Source organism: Novacetimonas sp. GS1 (assembly GCF_036686925.1).
GTDB lineage: Bacteria > Pseudomonadota > Alphaproteobacteria > Acetobacterales > Acetobacteraceae > Novacetimonas > Novacetimonas hansenii.
Genome location: NZ_VSZP01000001.1, coordinates 2,735,001 through 2,750,526, shown reverse-complemented (window position 1 = coordinate 2,750,526; position 15,526 = coordinate 2,735,001). Strand labels below are relative to the sequence as shown.

Here is a 15,526-nt window from a genome sequence, read left to right as displayed (position 1 = left end):
TTGATACAGTCTGCCGGATTGGCGTCGAAGCAGCGACGCGTTGTTGTGACCGGTATGGGCATCGTCAGTCCGCTCGGGCTGGGGATTGAACATAACTGGTCACGTCTGGTGGCGGGGGAAAACGGCTTTGGCCACATTTCCGCGTTCGATCCGTCAGGATTGCCGGCGCATGTCGCAGGCGAGGTTCCGACCGGGCCCACCGAAGATAATTGCCTGACTCTTTCTGACTGGGTTCCTGTCAAGGACCAGAAAAAGATGGATCGCTTCATCCATCTGGGTCTGGTGGCAGCAACCGAGGCGGTCGAGGATTCGGGCTGGAAGCCTGAGTCCGAGGAAGACCGCTGCCGCACCGGTGTCATGATCGGCTCCGGGATTGGCGGTCTACAGACCATTTACGAGGCATCGGTCACGGTAAAGGAAGGTCGCGCGCGACGCCTGTCGCCCTTCTTCATTCCTTCCGCGCTGATTAACCTTGTGTCGGGGCATGTCTCCATCAAATACGGTTTCAAGGGGCCGAACCATTCCGTGGTGACGGCCTGCGCCACCGGTGTGCATGCGATCGGCGATGCCTCGCGCATGATCATGCTGGGCGATGCCGATGTCATGGTCGCGGGCGGCGCGGAAGCCGCCGTGTGTGAACTCGGCATTGCCGGATTCTGTTCCGCAAAGGCCCTGTCCACCCATTTCAACGACACCCCTGCCAAGGCATCCCGCCCGTGGGATCGCGACCGTGACGGGTTCGTCATGGGCGAAGGTGCAGGCATTGTCGTTCTGGAAGAATATGAACACGCCAAGGCACGTGGCGCAAAAATCTATGCCGAGGTCGTGGGATACGGGATGTCGGGCGACGCCCACCACATCACCGCGCCCGCAGCCGGCCATGATGGCGCGTTCCGCGCCATGCAGGGGGCATTGCGCAGTGCTGGTCTGACGCCTGCCGATATCCAGTATGTCAATGCACATGGCACCTCCACCATGGCAGATGATCTGGAGCTTGAGGCGGTTGAGCGCCTGTTTGGCGATGATGGGCGCAAGCTTGCGATGTCGTCCACCAAGTCGGCCATCGGGCATCTGCTGGGGGCGGCTGGCGCGGTGGAGGCGATTTATTCCATCCTTGCGATTCGCGATAACGTCGCGCCGCCCACGCTCAATCTTGACAACCCATCGCGTGAGAGTGTGATCGACCGCGTCGCGCATGAAGCGCAGGAACGTCGCATTGACACCATCCTGTCCAACAGTTTCGGCTTTGGCGGGACAAACGCCAGCATCATCCTGCGTGGTGTCTGACCACTGGGCCTGAAAAGCCCTGCCGGGCGGAGATGACGCGAAAGGGGTAACGTGCGTAAGGTTCTGGCCGGACTGGGTCTTGTTTTTCTTGTTCTGGTTCTGTCGGGGCTGGTGGGTATCGGGTTCGGGGCATGGGTATTCACCCGCCCTGGGCCGTTGCCTGATGCGCGTGTGGTTGTGGTGGCCAAAGGGGGCGAAGGCAGTGCCTATGCCTCGCTTCAGGCTGCGGGCCTCTTTCCCGATGATGCATGGATACATCCCGTCTTTCGTATTGCAGTACGCCTGACCCGTCCTGACGGGGCGCTGCATGCCGCCGAACTTACCTTTCCCGCCCATGCGTCGATGCAGCAGGTTCTGTTTGTATTGCGTCATGGCAGACCGGTCATTCATCGTCTGACCATTCCGGAGGGACGCTCGGCCCTGCAGATTGCGGCATTGCTGTCGGATGCGCCCGCGCTGGACGGGACGTTCATCCCCCCGGCGGAGGGGAGTGTGATGCCCCTGACCTATGATTATGAATGGGGGACGGGGCGTGCGGCGTTGCTGGAGCGTATGCAGCGCGCCATGAAGCGTGCGCTGGCCCATGCATGGGAAGGGCGCGTGCCCGATCCCGTCATTGCGGACCCGCAGGCGCTGCTGGTCCTGGCCTCCATGGTTGAACGCGAAACCGCCCTGCCTGAGGAACGGCCGATGGTGGCGCGTGTCTTTCTCAATCGCCTGCATCAGGGGATGCGGCTGCAATCGGACCCGACTGTGGTTTATGGCCTGAACCAGGGGGCAGGGCCATTGGGGCATGCACTGTCACATACGGATCTGATTACGCCCACGGCCTATAATACCTATGTCATACCGGGGTTGCCGCCCGGTCCCATATGTTCCCCCGGCGCTGCCGCGCTGGAGGCGGCGGCCCATCCGGCGGACGGGACGATGCTGTATTTTGTGGCCAATGGTCATGGCGGGCATGAGTTCGCCAGCAGCCTTGGCGACCATAACAGGCATGTCAGTGAATTCAGGGCGCATCAGATGTCAGGCAGGCCCTGAAGATTCTGGCCTGCGATGTCGTTGCAGGGCAACATATTGATATGATGTAAAATCAGGGATTTCATGGCGCTGCCTTTCGACGAAGGCAGCGCCCATGAACGCCTGTTTTTGCCAATTGACCCGCTGCTTACTGGCTGGGTAGGTCCTGGCTGTGGACCTGTCCTGCCTGTGCGGGTTGGGCGACGGGCTGGCTGGTGGTCGTGGTTGCGTTGGCGCCTGCGGGGACATTGGCCTGCGCTGTTGTCAGGACCTCGCTCAGCGCGCTGCGCAGGGGGTCGGCACCCGGATTGTTGACGCGCATGGAAATCACGATGTCTTCCGGCCCGACGACCTGGCTGTAATATGCCCGGTTGGCGGGGCTGTTGACCTTCAGCTTGGAGCCGCCAAGGGCTGCGCCCGCGAACAGGCCCTTTGATTTTTGTACGCCCATAATGTCGGTGTTATGCGATCCTGCCGTCCCACTTTCGATTCCCGAACCGGAGGATGCAAAGGATGTCCCTGCATCGGCCCCGAACTTGAATTGACTGTCGAGCAGCGATTGCACACCGTTATCGGTCATGACGAACATCATGATTTCGGCATCCTGCATGCCAAGTTGCAGGCCGAAATTAGCGGTTGCAATGGTATAGAATGCGGGGTCGGACCATGATCCACGCGCATCACGTGTCAGCAGGACACATCCACCGCTGCCGCCGCCAAAGGCGATGGACATGCGAAAGACGGACGGACATACGATCACGCCGCGTGCCTGTGCAAGGTAGCGGGTGATTTTGCTGGTGGATTTTGCCCCGGAAAAGATGTCCCGTACCGCCAGCGTGGCCCTATCGACAAGGTTCTGTTCCTTTTCCATGGTCGCGGTTGCGGCCATGGCGGCATTGCAGGGCAGCGCAAGCAGGGCTGCGGCCATTAAACTTTTGACGAAGAAACCGTTACGCACGCCTTGTGCTCCCTTTCGATCGTGCCGGACCGTGGCATGAACGGGCCTGTCCCACCCCATGATGGGACATGGCCCGCTTTCATGGCCGAATGATGGTTGGTTATGTCAATGTTCGACGCCCATCAATCCATGGATACGCCAACCGCGCGTGACAGTGCATCGGCAATATGCGGCGCCGCGGCAAGGATGGTCGCATCCCCTTCCAACCCACCATCACGCAGGAACGGCGACACGCGCGCGCCCGCTTCCTCCAGCAGGACGAGGGCGGCGGCGACATCCCACAGGTTGATGCTCATCTCCAGATAGCCGTCCTGCCGCCCACATGCGACTTCGGCCAGGGCAATGGCCCCGGACCCGCCGGAACGTGGCATTGCGCCAAGGCCCAGGATGGCATCAATCTTCTGCTGGAACACACCGGGTCCGACGCGGTTGCTCCATCCCATCTCGATCAGGGAACTGGCGGTGTCCGATACGGGGGAAGCATGGATACGCCGCCCGTTCAGGAATGCCCCATGGCCACGTATCGCGGTATAGGTTTCCCCCAGGGCCGGGGCCTCGATAATGCCTGCGATGGGGGTGTCGCCGTCCATCAGACCAAGGGAAATGCACCAGCGGTTGCGCCCGCGCGCGTAATTGGATGTCCCGTCAATCGGATCGACCACCCATCGCAGGCTGCCGGTGCGGGTGCGTCCCTCTTCTTCGCCCTGGAACCCATCCTCGGGAAACATTTCGCCAATCCGCTGGGAGATCAGGGCTTCCACTGCGCCATCGGTTTCAGTCAGCCAGTCCTGGGCAGCCTTCTGTGTAGCCTGCGGGCCGCCGGGGGCGGGGCGCATTTTCATCGCAAGGGCGGCGGCGTCGCGCACGACCGAACGGGCGGCTTCGAACCGGTAAAGAATGGGAGTGGACATGGGCTTTCCTTTCTTACTTTTACTGCGTTACCGCGCGGCAGTTTTGGACCTGTCATTCCGAACGTAGTGCCGTGTGTCGCACCGTGGCCAGTGCGGGGTCTTCCATCCGGTTCAGCCTCTGCGCCGCCAGCATGGCGAAACGGTGTGTTACGCTGCGCCGTCGTGCCGCCTGTAATGGGTGGTGCGGGGCGGGACGCATGATGGCGGCATCGGCAATCATATGCCTGAACCCAGCCATCATGGGGACATCGACGGTCATGATGCCGACATCCTGTGGCAGAACCTCTTGTGGGAAGGTCTGTGGCACCGCGAAATAGAATGCGTCGCACCACGGGCGATATTCCGGCCATTTCAGGTCGCCGCGGAAATCGGGCAATCCGGATTTGATTTCGATACAGGTGAACTGCCCGTTCGGGCTGAGGGCCATGACATCCGCGCGCCGCCGGTTTGGCAGGGGCATTTCGTGCAGCACCGCCCAGTCATGCTGTCCGCACAGATGGGCAATCGCGCGCCGGATCACGGGTTGTATGTCGGCGGTGGTCAAGGCTGGATCGGGCGCGCGCATGGGGGTGTCTGATGGCATGAAAGGCCCGCCCGGGAAACGGTGTGTAAATACAGAAAAGTTTTCGGTGTCAGGAAAGGCTTTTTCCCAAAGGCGCCTGAAGACATGGCCTTTTGAAATTATTGGGGACAATCCCACAAAAATTATTAATTTCGGCCGGGTCTTCCGTCTGTCGTTCTAAGAGAGGGTTTGAAAACAAGTCATTGATAAAAAACAAGAAAAATTTTTGGGTGCTGCCTTTTTTCAAAAAAGCGGCGTCTTCTGAAGCTTTTTGGAAAAAGATTCACCAAAAACCTTTATAATTTCAGGGTGTTATCGAGCCTGACTTTTTAAACAGTCTCTAAGGAACCGTTTGAAAACAACCTGTTGATAAAAGATATTTGGGTGGCACTCTTTTAAAAACGCGATATTTCGCCTTTCCGAACGGTTTTTCAGACGTTTTGGTGAACGATTGTGGTTTCCTGTCCGATCAGGCGTGTTACCAGTTCGAGGTCGGCAGGCTTGTCCACATCCACGGCGGCGCGACCGTCATTAATGGGGATCAGGCCAACGCGTGCGCCGGTCAGATGGCCGATGCGATCGCATACAGCCGCGCGCGTCAGGCGGCGCAGGACAAAACGCAGGAGTATCCCCAGCCCCAGAAGGCGCGCCATGCGCAGGGGATGTTTGCGGTCGTTTTCCAGCCGCTGCCATAGTTTCAGCACCGACATCGCGGCAGGCGTACGCAGGAAAAACAGGTTACAACCCGAAAAAGCACCATCGGCCAGACGGATCATCGTGCGTTTGGTATCCGGCACGTCGCGCGCGATGTCCGTATCCAGTGCGATGCCAGCGGACATGTCACAATTCGCGCGGGTGGAATCGGCAATGAATGCCGTGATCCATTCGGGACGTAGCAGGGCATGGTCCGCCGTCGTGACCAGAAGGGGCGCGCCGAGTATGCCCAACGCGTTCATGACGCTTGCACTTGGGCCTGCGGCCTCGGGGATGAATGTCACGGATGGGGGGACGGCGTCGCGTATGGCGTCGGGGCTGTCGATGCACACTACAACCCGACCCAGTCCTGGTACCTGCATCAGGGCGTCACATACCCGCGTGATCATCGGGCGGCCACAGACCGGCAGGATGGCCTTGTGCGAAATGCCCGCAGCCTGCGCCATGGGATCGCGTATGCCGCGCCTGCTCCCCGCGAGGATGAGGACATTCAACCCGGCACTGGTGGTGCTCATGCGGCGTTCCGGTTCGGATTCGCACCATCGGGGCGGTCGCGTGGCGGTGAACCGGTCAGGTCCATGACCCATGGGTAGCGTTGCGCCTCGGCCTGATCATATCCCAGGTTGAAGACGCTGGGACTGCGTCGGCAGCTTTTCGCATCAACGTAATAGCTGCGGAACAGCCGGTCGGCGATGAAGCTGGTAATGCCGTAATTGCCGTTTTCGTTGTGGAAGTGATGCAGCACATGGCGCTGCTTCATACGCTGTATCCACGACATTCTCGGCTTGTAATTAAGATGCTGGATACAGTGGAAGAATTCATAGATGCACGTGATCGTAAGCCCCGCGCCGAATGCGGCGGCAGCACCTGCGATCTGCCCGATGGCAAAGCCGATGGGAATGGTGACGATCGCGATGGTGGGAATGGTATTGAGGGGCGAACCGAACAGGACATCAAGCAGGTGCGGGTCCTGATGGTGGTCAAAATGGATGCGTTTCCACAGGGCGGATGTCCATTTCAGGCGATACAGAAACCGTCCGTGCAGGATGAAGCGGTGGATGGCATACCAGACCAGCGGATAGACAAGGACAACCGACGAAACGCTGATGACGACCGGCAGCCATGAGACGAATGTATGGACCATGATGCCAAAGCTGCACAGCGCCAGTGCGAAATAAAGCAGAATGGTCGGATAGGTGAGGTAGGCAATCCACAGTTGGCGAAGATTCATCTTCCCAAGGTCGAAGCTGCGCCCCGTCCTGAGCGATGTATTCTTCAGGGTGCTGGTAATCATCTCTCTTCTATCCTCAATAGCACTGTCACAACGCCGAGAATGAAAATTACGATCCCGACAAAAACCGCCACCACAGAGGGAAGCGTACCGGCATTGCCCAGTGCCCGCAATAACCCCTGGAATACGACAAATACCAGTCCCGCCCCAAGGCACCATACAGGAAGCCAACTACGTGCTCCGGCCCGGGGGGGGATATAAACCACAGGAATAGCCAATAACAGCATAACCGTAAATGTCAGGGGTAACATGATACGACCCAGTATTTCGGTCATGAAGAATGCCGGGGACTGGCTTGACGGAAAAGCATTATGCAGGACACGCACCATTGTCATGATTGACAGCGGCGTATTCTCCGACATCTGCAGCAGCACGTCAGGTGTCAGCGCGCGTGGCCAGTCAAGTGTGAGGCGCGTATCGTCCTGCAACGCGACATCTTCCACCCGTGTGGGGCTGAGGACCGTCAGCGCATGATCGGGCACGCCGCTCCACCGGTTGATGAAATAACGGACTGTCGGCAGGTGGATGACCTTCTGCAGGGCGCCTTCATCATCACGGCGATAGACGGTGACGTCATGCAGTTCCCGCCCGCCATGGGCAACGCCGCCGATATTGACCAGTGTCATGCCCGTGCGGAACCAGACGTCGCGCGTCACCCCGTTGGGGGCGGGGGCAGTGCTGTTCCACCACCGCGCCTGTGCGATCTCGCTCCGCGGGGCGACCTGATCGTCCACCACCACGCATAAGACCCCAAGGCCAAGCACGGCGGGCAGGAACAGGCGGAACAGCCCCGCAGTCGAGAGGCCGGCCGCCCGCATGATGGAAATCTCGTTCGAACTCGTCAACTGCACCAGCGTGATCAGTGCCCCGATCAGCACCGCAAGCGGCATGGCGTTGCCAAACAGCAGCGGCAGGCGGATCACGGCGTAATACAGCACCCCGGACAGGCCGAGATGCCGGCTCATGATTTCCGTGACCTCCTCCAGCAGCGCCAGGACTTCCATCAATGCGATGATGACCGCGGCGGTGATGAAGATCTTGGAGAGGAGTTCGCGCGTCAGGTATCCCACCAGGACGCCGCCACCAGGCAGCAGGGCGCGCATGACCCGACGCATCATGAATGTGAATCCTGAATACGCCCGGGCAGGCCATCAGGCGACAATGTGCGGCGGGCCGCGGGGTGTTCGGGCATCATCAGAATGCGAATGCCGCCACATCGCCATATCAGCGCCCAGACGCAGCCGATGCCAAAAACCAGTGTCGGCAGCCAGATCACCAGTAATGGCGACATATGCACGTTCGCAACAAGGCTGAGGCCCATTTGCAGGGTATGGTCGAACCCGACCAGCGCGATGGCCGCGATGGGCAGGCCAAGGCTGCGTTTCTGTCGTTTCGCCATAACGGCCAGTGCGCAGGCAAGCAGCGGGATGAACGGGATCGCCAGCGTCCGCGCAAGGCGGAAATGCAGTTCAGCGACAAGATAGGAATGCTTGATGCCCGGCATGCCATGACGGATGCCACGATACAGTTCAGGCAGCGTCAGTTCACGTTCCGTCTGCCCACGCGTGCGATATGCCTTCAGCTTGTCCAGTTGCGCATGCGGGGAAAACAGTTCCGTCGTATGGTCGAAATGAATGACGCTCGGGCTTTTGTCATGCCGGTCGGTAATGATGGTCCCGTCGATCAGGTCAAGGCGGATCTTGTCTTCATCATTGGGGATGTAAAGATATCCCTTACGTGCGGTGATATAACGCGTCAGGTCATGGTTGCTGTTGTCACGGATGAAGACCTTGAACATCCGTGATCCCGCATCATCCACCTTTTCCGCCGTCAGCATCAGGTCGTGTGACGGGGCGGCGAACATGTGCGATTGCAGGTGGGGGGCCCAGCCACTATGGCTGGCGAAATATAGGGCCGAGCGGTAATTGTAACGGGCATAAGGCTGTATGAACCCATAGAGCGAAAAGCTGAGCACACCGAGGATGGCCCCCACGACGATGAAAGGCCGCGCAATGCGGAACATCGACACGCCACTGGCCATCAGGGCGTCGATTTCGTGGTTCTGGCTCATCCGGCGGATAACGGAAAACACGCTGACGCACATGGCCGCTGGCAGCGCAAGGCCGAGATAATGGGGCACAAGGTCCGTCAGCAGTGATACGAACGTCTTCATCGAACTGCCGTTGGACGCCAGCAGGTTGAACAGCGCCAGAAGCCGTTCTAGCAGCAACGCCGCCATCACCACGCCCAGCGAGATGGAAAATGGCGGGGTGACCTGCTGCAGCAGGTAATGATCCAGCGTTCCGGGCATCAGTCCCCGGAAACCACGGCGCATGGACGGAGGAAGGTTCATCAGGGCGTGCTTATACCCGAAAGGGCCGGTGATGAAGCAGCGAAGGTGAAAATAATCGGTGGCGTGGTGGTGGCCTTTCCATCGGGCAGCATGATCCTGCGTGTGATTTCCATACGATAGCCCGTCATAAGGGAGGAGACATGCACCAGATTCCATGATGCCGCGCGTGCAGGGTCTGACGTATCGGTGGATGCGGACGCCACGCCCATGACAGGCACCGGGCCATTGCGGCCCGGGAGTGTGGCAAGCGTGGAGACATGGGTATGGCCATGCAGGACCAGTTCCGCACCATGTTGTGCGATACATGCGCCAAACCTGCCGGCATCCCGCAGGGACTTGCGCCGCGATGTCAGGTGCGCCAGCGGCGGATGGTGGATCATGATCACGCGGCATAGCCCCTGTTGGCCGGTTTCCTCCAGCACGGCGGCAAGCCGTGCGGCCTGATGCGCGCCAATGTCGCCCGATGCGTTGAAGCACGGGGTGGGATGGGCGGAATTGAGGCCGATCAGGGCGACAGGCCCGACCCGACGGACGAACGGAAAGGGAAGGGGGCCCATCCAGGGGCTCCACCGGCCGATGGTGGCGTGCCAGTCACTGCTGACCAGTGCATCATGATTGCCAGGCACCACCGTGACCGGCATCGGCAGGCGTGACAGCCACCGTTCCGCCTGCGCGCATTCGTCAGGCAGGCCCAGATTGGTCAGGTCCCCGGTCAGGGCCAGCATATCGACGTTATGGGCCGCAATATCTTCCATGACACGTTGCAGGGCGGCCGTGCGGTGGATACGCCGCCTGCGTTGCCATGACAGGTAACTCAGCACCCGCTTGTTCAGGAGATCCCCCGCACGGATGCGCAATGTGTCGATTGCCAGATGCGGATCGGAGGCATGTGCAATTAGAATATCGGTCAAAAGGCACTTTCCCCTGGATGCGTCTGGATGCGCCAGAATGGCGGCTTTGCAGGCTTTGCGATGACCGGGACACGCCATCTCGACGCGATATATGTCGAGAAGGGCGGGTTTTCCTGCCTTGCAATAAAAGGCAGATGGTTGCTTATGACCCGTACGTCAAATTTCTATACGATTGGGATCACCCGTGACACCACGCTTCGTCATTATCCATAATCCGCGCAGTCGGCGGAATCGAAGCGGGAATGAACATTACAGCATGATGGCCCGGCAGTCGCTGGGTGACAATTTCCTTACACCGCGGGCACCTGACGAACTGGTGAATACCGTGGCCGACCTTGCCCGGCGCAATGTGCAATGTATCGTCGTGGATGGGGGGGACGGCACCCTGAGTCATGTACTCAGCGCGGTCCATCATTACTATCGTCCGGACAACCTTCCCGCAATCGCGATCCTGCCTTCGGGCAATACGAACCTGATCGCGGGCGACGTGGGATTCGGCCTGCGTGGGATGGAGGCGCTATCACGGCTCAACCACCTTGCGGCAGGGGGGGATATGCGGCGCAATATCCGTCGTCGCCGTGGTCTTGTCGTCAGTTGGAGCGATCCGCAACGCCTGCCTGTCGTGGGTATGTTTCACGGGGGGGGCGCATTCCGGCGTGGTATCGAACTGGCGCACCAGCCTGCGATCCTTGATCGGTATTCGCATGAAATGGCGGTGATTGTGACGCTTTGTTCCTCCATCGCGCACCTGCTCTCGCGCCGTTCCCGGCAGGAATGGCTGCATGGAGATCAGGTCGCCGTCACGGTGGAGGATATCCCAAGGCGTAATGGCGCGTGCTTTTTGTTCCTGGCGACGACATTGCAGAAATTGCCGCACGGTGTGTGGCCGTTCTGGCAGGGGCATGATTCGCATGGTGACGGTATCTGGTACCTTGATGTGGCAGGGGGGCCACCGCGCCTGACGGGGGCTGTGATGTCGCTGCTGCGTGGGCGCGTGCCGACGTGGCTGCGGCGTAATGCTGCGTATGACAGTGGTTGCGCACGGCGGATACGGCTGGAGATGAAGGAGGATTTCGTGCTTGATGGTGAAGTCATGGATTCCGGCCCCGATGGCGTGACCTATCTGTCGGCCACGCCTCCCATCGACTTTATTCAGGCATGAGGGAAAAATGATCCCACAACAGACATCCAGCCCCCCTGATGCTGGTGCTGCTGGCGAAATCGCGCATCTGCTGGTGTCCGAACTGATCCAGCCGGTCGCGCCTGATATTACATCCTTTGTTACCGCCATGATTGGCCCGTCGCGGCCGCTGGGGGTGCTGTTTTATGGTTCCGCCCTGCGACAGCCGGATATGGATGGGATACTGGATTTCTATATCATCGTCGAACATCTGTCCGATTGGCCCGCCGGGGGCTGGGCGCGTACGGCCAACCGGCTTTTACCACCCAATGTGGAATATCATGAACGGCTGGTGGATGGACGGATGGTGCGTGCGAAGGTCGCGATCCTGACGCTGGCGCAATTTCGGCAGATGACCGGGCGGGGAACGCTGGATACCACCATATGGGCGCGTTTCTGTCAGCCGGTGCGTCTGGTCTGGGTGCGCGATGCGGTGGCCGCCGATACCATCCTGGCCTGCCTGATTCGCGCCGTGGCGATGGCCGCGCGCTGGGCCATGGCGCTTGGTCCCCGGCGGGGGCAGCCCGAAGAGTTCTGGAACGCGCTGTTTTCAAATACCTATGGCGCGGAATTGCGTGTCGAAAATAACCGTAAACGCCCACGTGCCATCGTGCAGGGGCATGAGGTACGTTACCGCGCACTGCTTGCCGCTGCGTGGCGTGCTGATGGGCTGCCTTTTATGGTGCAGGGCGATGTGCTTGTGCCACAGGTGGATGAGGTCTGGCGCAGGGGAATGCTGGATGGCTGGTGGTTGCGCCAGAAAATGGGGCAGCCGCTGAATATCGCCCGCCTTGCAAAAGGAACGTTCACATTTTCCGGTGGCGCGCGTTACATCGCGTGGAAAATCAAGCGGCATTCCGGCATAGACCTGCCGCTGTCACCCTTTGCCGAACGTCACCCCCTGATCTGCCTGCCGCATCTGTTATGGTCGTTGCGACAGGCAGGGTTCTTCAGGCGGAAACAGGCGCGCGATTGATGCCCAGTTCCCCGGCCACGGCGGCGAAAACACTGACGGCCTGATCGACCTGTGCAGGCGTATGCGTCGCCATGACGGAGGTGCGCAGCAACGGATGCTGGTCCGGCGTCGCGGGGGGCAGGCTGAGGTTGACGTAAACCCCAAGGTCCAGCAGCCGGTTCCAGAACATGACGGCCTGTTCAACATCATCAAGGATGACGGACACAACCGGGCTGGCCTGCGGCCCAGTCCGCAGGCCAGCGGCGTTCAGCCCAGCATGCAGGCGACGGGCATTGTCCATCAGTTGATGGCGCAGTTCCGGCCGGTTTTCCAGTTCATCAAGTGCCGCCATGGTTGCGGCGATAACTTCCGGCGGCAGGGAGGCGGTGAACATGTAAGGCCGCGAACACAGCCGGATCAGGTCCAGCCCGTCATGGTTGGAGACGCAGTAACCGCCGACGGTCCCAAGGCTCTTGGAAAAGGTGCCGACAACGAAATCAATGTCGTCTTCCACGCCGTCGGCTTCGGCCACGCCACGCCCATGTTCGCCCATGACGCCCACGGAATGTGCTTCGTCGGCCAGCAGCCATGCCCCGGTTTCACGCTTGACCTGTGCGAATTCCGCCATTGGCACGACATCGCCCATCATGGAATAGATCCCCTCCACCACGATAAGCTTGGCGCCGGGAGTACCATCAAGGCGACGCAGCCGCTTGCGCAGGTCATCGGCGTCGTTGTGGCGGAAACGGATGACCTGTGCATGGCCAAGGCGGCTGCCGTCATAGATGCTGGCATGGCTGTCGGCATCAAGCAGCAGGTAATCATCCTTGCCCGCCAGTGCGGAGATCGTGCCAAGGTTGGCCTGGTACCCCGTTGAGAACACCATGCAGTGGCGACGGCGGAAAAATGCCGCAAGCCGGGCTTCAAGCTGGCGATGCAGTCCCTGCGTGCCGTTCGCGATGCGCGATCCGGTCGTGCCGACCCCATATTTACGTGCGGCTTCGACGGCGGCTTCGATCGCGGCGGGTGACTGGCTGAGGCCAAGATAGTTGTTGGTGCCGAACAGCAGGGTTTCACGTCCCTCGATCAGCCCCACGGTGGAGGAAATCGGGCGTTCGATCACCACGTCAAACGGGTTGCGCCCACCCCCGGCTGTCACGGCGGAAAGCGAACGTGACAGCCCCTCATATTTCGAAAAAATGGACATGCGAATCAGGACGCCTGTTTGAGGGAAACGATACAGGCGGCCAGATCATCAATCGTGCGGATATCCGCCAGCCGGTCGAGGGGGACGGAGACGTCGAGCTTGTCCTCGATTTCCATGACGAAATTCATGACGGCCAGTGAATCGAAAGCCAGATCCTCGACGATCTTGCTGCCGCCATTGATATCACGGGGAACCTTGGGGTTCGCCAGCAGTGTCTGCACAATGATGGCCGAGACGTCCGCTACCGTTTCACTCATTATTACATCCTTATGGCATGACCCTGCCGGATATCACCGAAAAGGGGGTCAGCGTGTCGTTGCCAGAGTCCGGGGTTTTCCGGAACAGGGGGCCGCGCCAGATGGTGTCCCCCCATGAAGGAACCCCTTATGATTGAAAAGCGGTATTTTGACCAGTGCCGCTTTAACCTGTCAGCCGCGCATCCGTTCCCGCCACATGACGGGAACGGATATGGGCTCAGGCCACGGAAATGGTGGTGTCGATCGGTTTGAACGCCCCTGACAGCAGCATTGCCTTTGCCCGTGCGCGTGTCAGCTTGCCCGAAGACGTCTGCGGCAGGGTGTGGGGCGGCACAAGGATGACCGAAACATCGACGCCGTGCTGGCGCCGGAACAGGCTGGCGGTCTCATTGCGCAGGGTTTCGCGCGCTTCGGGGGTCGTGGCGCGGCACTGGACCAGGGCAACGATCTTTTCCCCTTCGCTTTCATCCACGGAAAAGACCGCGACGTCACGACTGCGCAGGGAGGCGATTTCCGTTTCGGCTGACCATTCCAGGTCCTGCGGCCAGATATTGCGGCCATTGATGATGATCAGGTCCTTGGCGCGGCCGGTGATGACCACTTGTCCGTCCAGCATATAGCCAAGGTCGCCTGTATTAAGCCACCCGTCGGCATCAACGACCTTGGCCGTTTCCTGCGGTTGACGGAAATAGCCCTGCATCAGGCTGGGGCCACGCACAAAGATTGTCCCAAGCTGCCGGTCCTTGACGACCTTGCCGTCGCTGTCGCGGATCTCAAGCTCGTGACCGGGCAGGACCTCCCCACAGATGACGAAGGTGCGCAACATCTGTGACGGGTCATTGGAAGGGGAGGCAATGTCCTGCGTTTCCAGGATGCGCAGGTCGATCGTATCGGTCTGGATACCCGAACCAAGCGGGACGAAACTGATGGCAAGGGTTGTTTCCGCCATGCCATAGCTTGCGGTAAAGGCGCGACTGTCAAAGCCGGAGGCGGCGAAACGTTCCGCGAAATCCTCCAGGATGTGATAGCGGATCATGTCACCGCCAATGCCCGCCACCCGCCAGCACGACAGGTCGAGTGAGATGGAGGTCGCCCGCCGCGCGCACAGTTCGTAACCAAAGGACGGGCTGTAGGAAATCGTGCCGCGATTACGGCTGATCAGGTCCAGCCAGACATGGGGGCGACGTGCGAATTCACGTGTCGGCAGCAGGTCAACGCTCAACTGGCACGTCATGGGGGTCAGAAAGAACCCGACCAGCCCCATGTCATGATAGAGGGGCAGCCATGAAACGCAGCGGTCCCCGGTTTCACGCACTTTCAGGCCATTCAGCGCGATGGCATGCGCATTTGCCATGCCAGAACGCTGCGTGACCGCGATCCCCATGGGAAAGCGTGTGCTGCCCGATGAAAACTGCAGGTAGGAAATATCGTCAGCCCTGACTTCTGGCAGGTCGGTCACGGTGATCGGCGTGGCCAGCAGATCCTCGGGGACACCGGCGAAACGCAGGTCTAACCCTTCGACCAGTTCGTCCTTCCACGAGGCGATGATGGAGGCGATGACCAGTGCGGATGCATCCGCGCTTGCCACCATACCACGCAGGGTTGCGACATACCCTTCGCGCCCGCCAAATGCCACGGGCAACGGCAGCGGGGCCGGGATCAGGCCGGCATACTGGCAACCAAAGAAGATGCGCGCGAAATCCCCATCGCTTTCCGCAACGATTGCAACCCGGTCCCCCGGCCGCAGTCCCAGCGACAAAAGGCGCTGTGCGACCTGGCGGGACTGCTCGCGCAAGGTGCGGTAAGGAAGTGCCTCTAGCAGTTCACCCCGGCCCGAGTAGATATTGAAACCGCTTTCGCCTTCCGCGGCGTAATCAAGCGCCTGCAGGAAGGTATCGAAATCGCCGTAGCGTCGCGGCT

General features: G+C 60.1%; 15 protein-coding genes (1 of these 15 running past the window's edge). 4 read left to right on the top strand and 11 right to left on the bottom strand.

The features are described 5' to 3' along the window. Together fabF and mltG are read left to right on the top strand one after the other, a co-directional pair. Nucleotides 1–1,287 carry a beta-ketoacyl-ACP synthase II gene (gene fabF / locus FYB92_RS12065; protein ID WP_003618478.1) on the top strand — a complete coding sequence of 429 codons (1,287 nt, stop codon included), beginning with the start codon at nucleotides 1–3 and terminating at the stop codon, nucleotides 1,285–1,287. 51 nt (nucleotides 1,288–1,338) lie between these two features. After that, a complete protein-coding gene (gene mltG / locus FYB92_RS12060; protein ID WP_075624444.1) occupies nucleotides 1,339–2,328 on the top strand; it encodes an endolytic transglycosylase MltG in 990 nt (329 codons plus the stop codon). A 127-nt stretch (nucleotides 2,329–2,455) separates the two neighbouring features. Here the strand turns inward: mltG and FYB92_RS12055 are convergent, their stop codons facing one another. The 8 genes from FYB92_RS12055 to FYB92_RS12020 form a co-directional block, all read right to left on the bottom strand. Continuing rightward, entirely contained in the window at nucleotides 2,456–3,235 is a 780-nt protein-coding gene (locus FYB92_RS12055; RefSeq protein WP_062808756.1) for a lipid-binding SYLF domain-containing protein, read from the bottom strand. A 152-nt stretch (nucleotides 3,236–3,387) separates the two neighbouring features. Further along, nucleotides 3,388–4,176 carry an inositol monophosphatase family protein gene (locus FYB92_RS12050; RefSeq protein ID WP_048859330.1) on the bottom strand — a complete coding sequence of 263 codons (789 nt, stop codon included), beginning with the start codon at nucleotides 4,174–4,176 and terminating at the stop codon, nucleotides 3,388–3,390. A 52-nt stretch (nucleotides 4,177–4,228) separates the two neighbouring features. After that, nucleotides 4,229–4,759 carry an MmcB family DNA repair protein gene (locus FYB92_RS12045; RefSeq protein ID WP_408902366.1) on the bottom strand — a complete coding sequence of 177 codons (531 nt, stop codon included), beginning with the start codon at nucleotides 4,757–4,759 and terminating at the stop codon, nucleotides 4,229–4,231. A gap of 410 nt (nucleotides 4,760–5,169) precedes the next feature. Next, nucleotides 5,170–5,967 (bottom strand): nucleotidyltransferase family protein, encoded by a 798-nt coding sequence (locus FYB92_RS12040; protein ID WP_062808758.1) that lies wholly within the window; start codon nucleotides 5,965–5,967, stop codon nucleotides 5,170–5,172. After that, the gene (locus tag FYB92_RS12035) at nucleotides 5,964–6,746 is read right to left on the bottom strand and encodes a sterol desaturase family protein (protein WP_003618490.1); all 783 of its coding nucleotides are present in this window, start codon (nucleotides 6,744–6,746) and stop codon (nucleotides 5,964–5,966) included. Before FYB92_RS12035 ends, FYB92_RS12040 begins: the two co-directional genes overlap by 4 nt. Then, nucleotides 6,743–7,861 (bottom strand): LptF/LptG family permease, encoded by a 1,119-nt coding sequence (locus FYB92_RS12030; RefSeq protein ID WP_003618491.1) that lies wholly within the window; start codon nucleotides 7,859–7,861, stop codon nucleotides 6,743–6,745. The genes FYB92_RS12035 and FYB92_RS12030 overlap by 4 nt, the downstream gene beginning before the upstream one ends. After that, on the bottom strand, nucleotides 7,858–9,096 hold the full coding sequence (locus FYB92_RS12025; protein ID WP_048858922.1) for an LptF/LptG family permease: 1,239 nt from the start codon (nucleotides 9,094–9,096) through the stop codon (nucleotides 7,858–7,860). Before FYB92_RS12025 ends, FYB92_RS12030 begins: the two co-directional genes overlap by 4 nt. After that, on the bottom strand, nucleotides 9,096–10,007 hold the full coding sequence (locus FYB92_RS12020) for a metallophosphoesterase (protein WP_332828741.1): 912 nt from the start codon (nucleotides 10,005–10,007) through the stop codon (nucleotides 9,096–9,098). Before FYB92_RS12020 ends, FYB92_RS12025 begins: the two co-directional genes overlap by 1 nt. 184 nt (nucleotides 10,008–10,191) lie before the next feature. On the opposite strand from FYB92_RS12020, the gene FYB92_RS12015 reads away from it, so the two are divergent. Together FYB92_RS12015 and FYB92_RS12010 are read left to right on the top strand one after the other, a co-directional pair. Further along, on the top strand, nucleotides 10,192–11,169 hold the full coding sequence (locus FYB92_RS12015; protein ID WP_332828740.1) for a diacylglycerol kinase family protein: 978 nt from the start codon (nucleotides 10,192–10,194) through the stop codon (nucleotides 11,167–11,169). 7 nt (nucleotides 11,170–11,176) lie between these two features. Further along, nucleotides 11,177–12,163: a hypothetical protein gene (locus tag FYB92_RS12010; RefSeq protein WP_332828739.1), complete on the top strand. Its 987-nt coding sequence runs from the start codon at nucleotides 11,177–11,179 to the stop codon at nucleotides 12,161–12,163. Here the strand turns inward: FYB92_RS12010 and spt are convergent. The 3 genes from spt to FYB92_RS11995 all read right to left on the bottom strand — a co-directional run. Beyond that, nucleotides 12,138–13,349, bottom strand: coding sequence for a serine palmitoyltransferase (spt, locus tag FYB92_RS12005; RefSeq protein ID WP_332828738.1), 1,212 nt, complete (start codon nucleotides 13,347–13,349; stop codon nucleotides 12,138–12,140). The two genes, FYB92_RS12010 and spt, sit on opposite strands and share 26 nt — an antisense overlap. A gap of 5 nt (nucleotides 13,350–13,354) precedes the next feature. After that, nucleotides 13,355–13,606, bottom strand: coding sequence for an acyl carrier protein (locus FYB92_RS12000; protein ID WP_003618505.1), 252 nt, complete (start codon nucleotides 13,604–13,606; stop codon nucleotides 13,355–13,357). A gap of 217 nt (nucleotides 13,607–13,823) precedes the next feature. Beyond that, on the bottom strand, nucleotides 13,824–15,526 hold the 3' portion of the coding sequence (locus FYB92_RS11995) for a fatty acyl-AMP ligase (protein WP_181920726.1). It continues 34 nt past the right edge of the window; the window shows 1,703 of its 1,737 coding nt (coding positions 35–1,737); its start codon lies beyond the right edge, outside the window — the gene reads right to left on this strand; its stop codon occupies nucleotides 13,824–13,826.

Coding starts and splice junctions, on each gene's coding strand:
- FYB92_RS12055 (WP_062808756.1), bottom strand. CDS start 3,235: ATGGCCGCAGCCCTGCTTGCGCTGCCCTGCAATGCCGCCATGGCCGCA.
- FYB92_RS12050 (WP_048859330.1), bottom strand. CDS start 4,176: ATGTCCACTCCCATTCTTTACCGGTTCGAAGCCGCCCGTTCGGTCGTG.
- FYB92_RS12045 (WP_408902366.1), bottom strand. CDS start 4,759: ATGCCATCAGACACCCCCATGCGCGCGCCCGATCCAGCCTTGACCACC.
- FYB92_RS12040 (WP_062808758.1), bottom strand. CDS start 5,967: ATGAGCACCACCAGTGCCGGGTTGAATGTCCTCATCCTCGCGGGGAGC.
- FYB92_RS12035 (WP_003618490.1), bottom strand. CDS start 6,746: ATGATTACCAGCACCCTGAAGAATACATCGCTCAGGACGGGGCGCAGC.
- FYB92_RS12030 (WP_003618491.1), bottom strand. CDS start 7,861: ATGATGCGTCGGGTCATGCGCGCCCTGCTGCCTGGTGGCGGCGTCCTG.
- FYB92_RS12025 (WP_048858922.1), bottom strand. CDS start 9,096: ATGAACCTTCCTCCGTCCATGCGCCGTGGTTTCCGGGGACTGATGCCC.
- FYB92_RS12010 (WP_332828739.1), top strand. CDS start 11,177: ATGATCCCACAACAGACATCCAGCCCCCCTGATGCTGGTGCTGCTGGC.
- spt (WP_332828738.1), bottom strand. CDS start 13,349: ATGTCCATTTTTTCGAAATATGAGGGGCTGTCACGTTCGCTTTCCGCC.
- FYB92_RS12000 (WP_003618505.1), bottom strand. CDS start 13,606: ATGAGTGAAACGGTAGCGGACGTCTCGGCCATCATTGTGCAGACACTG.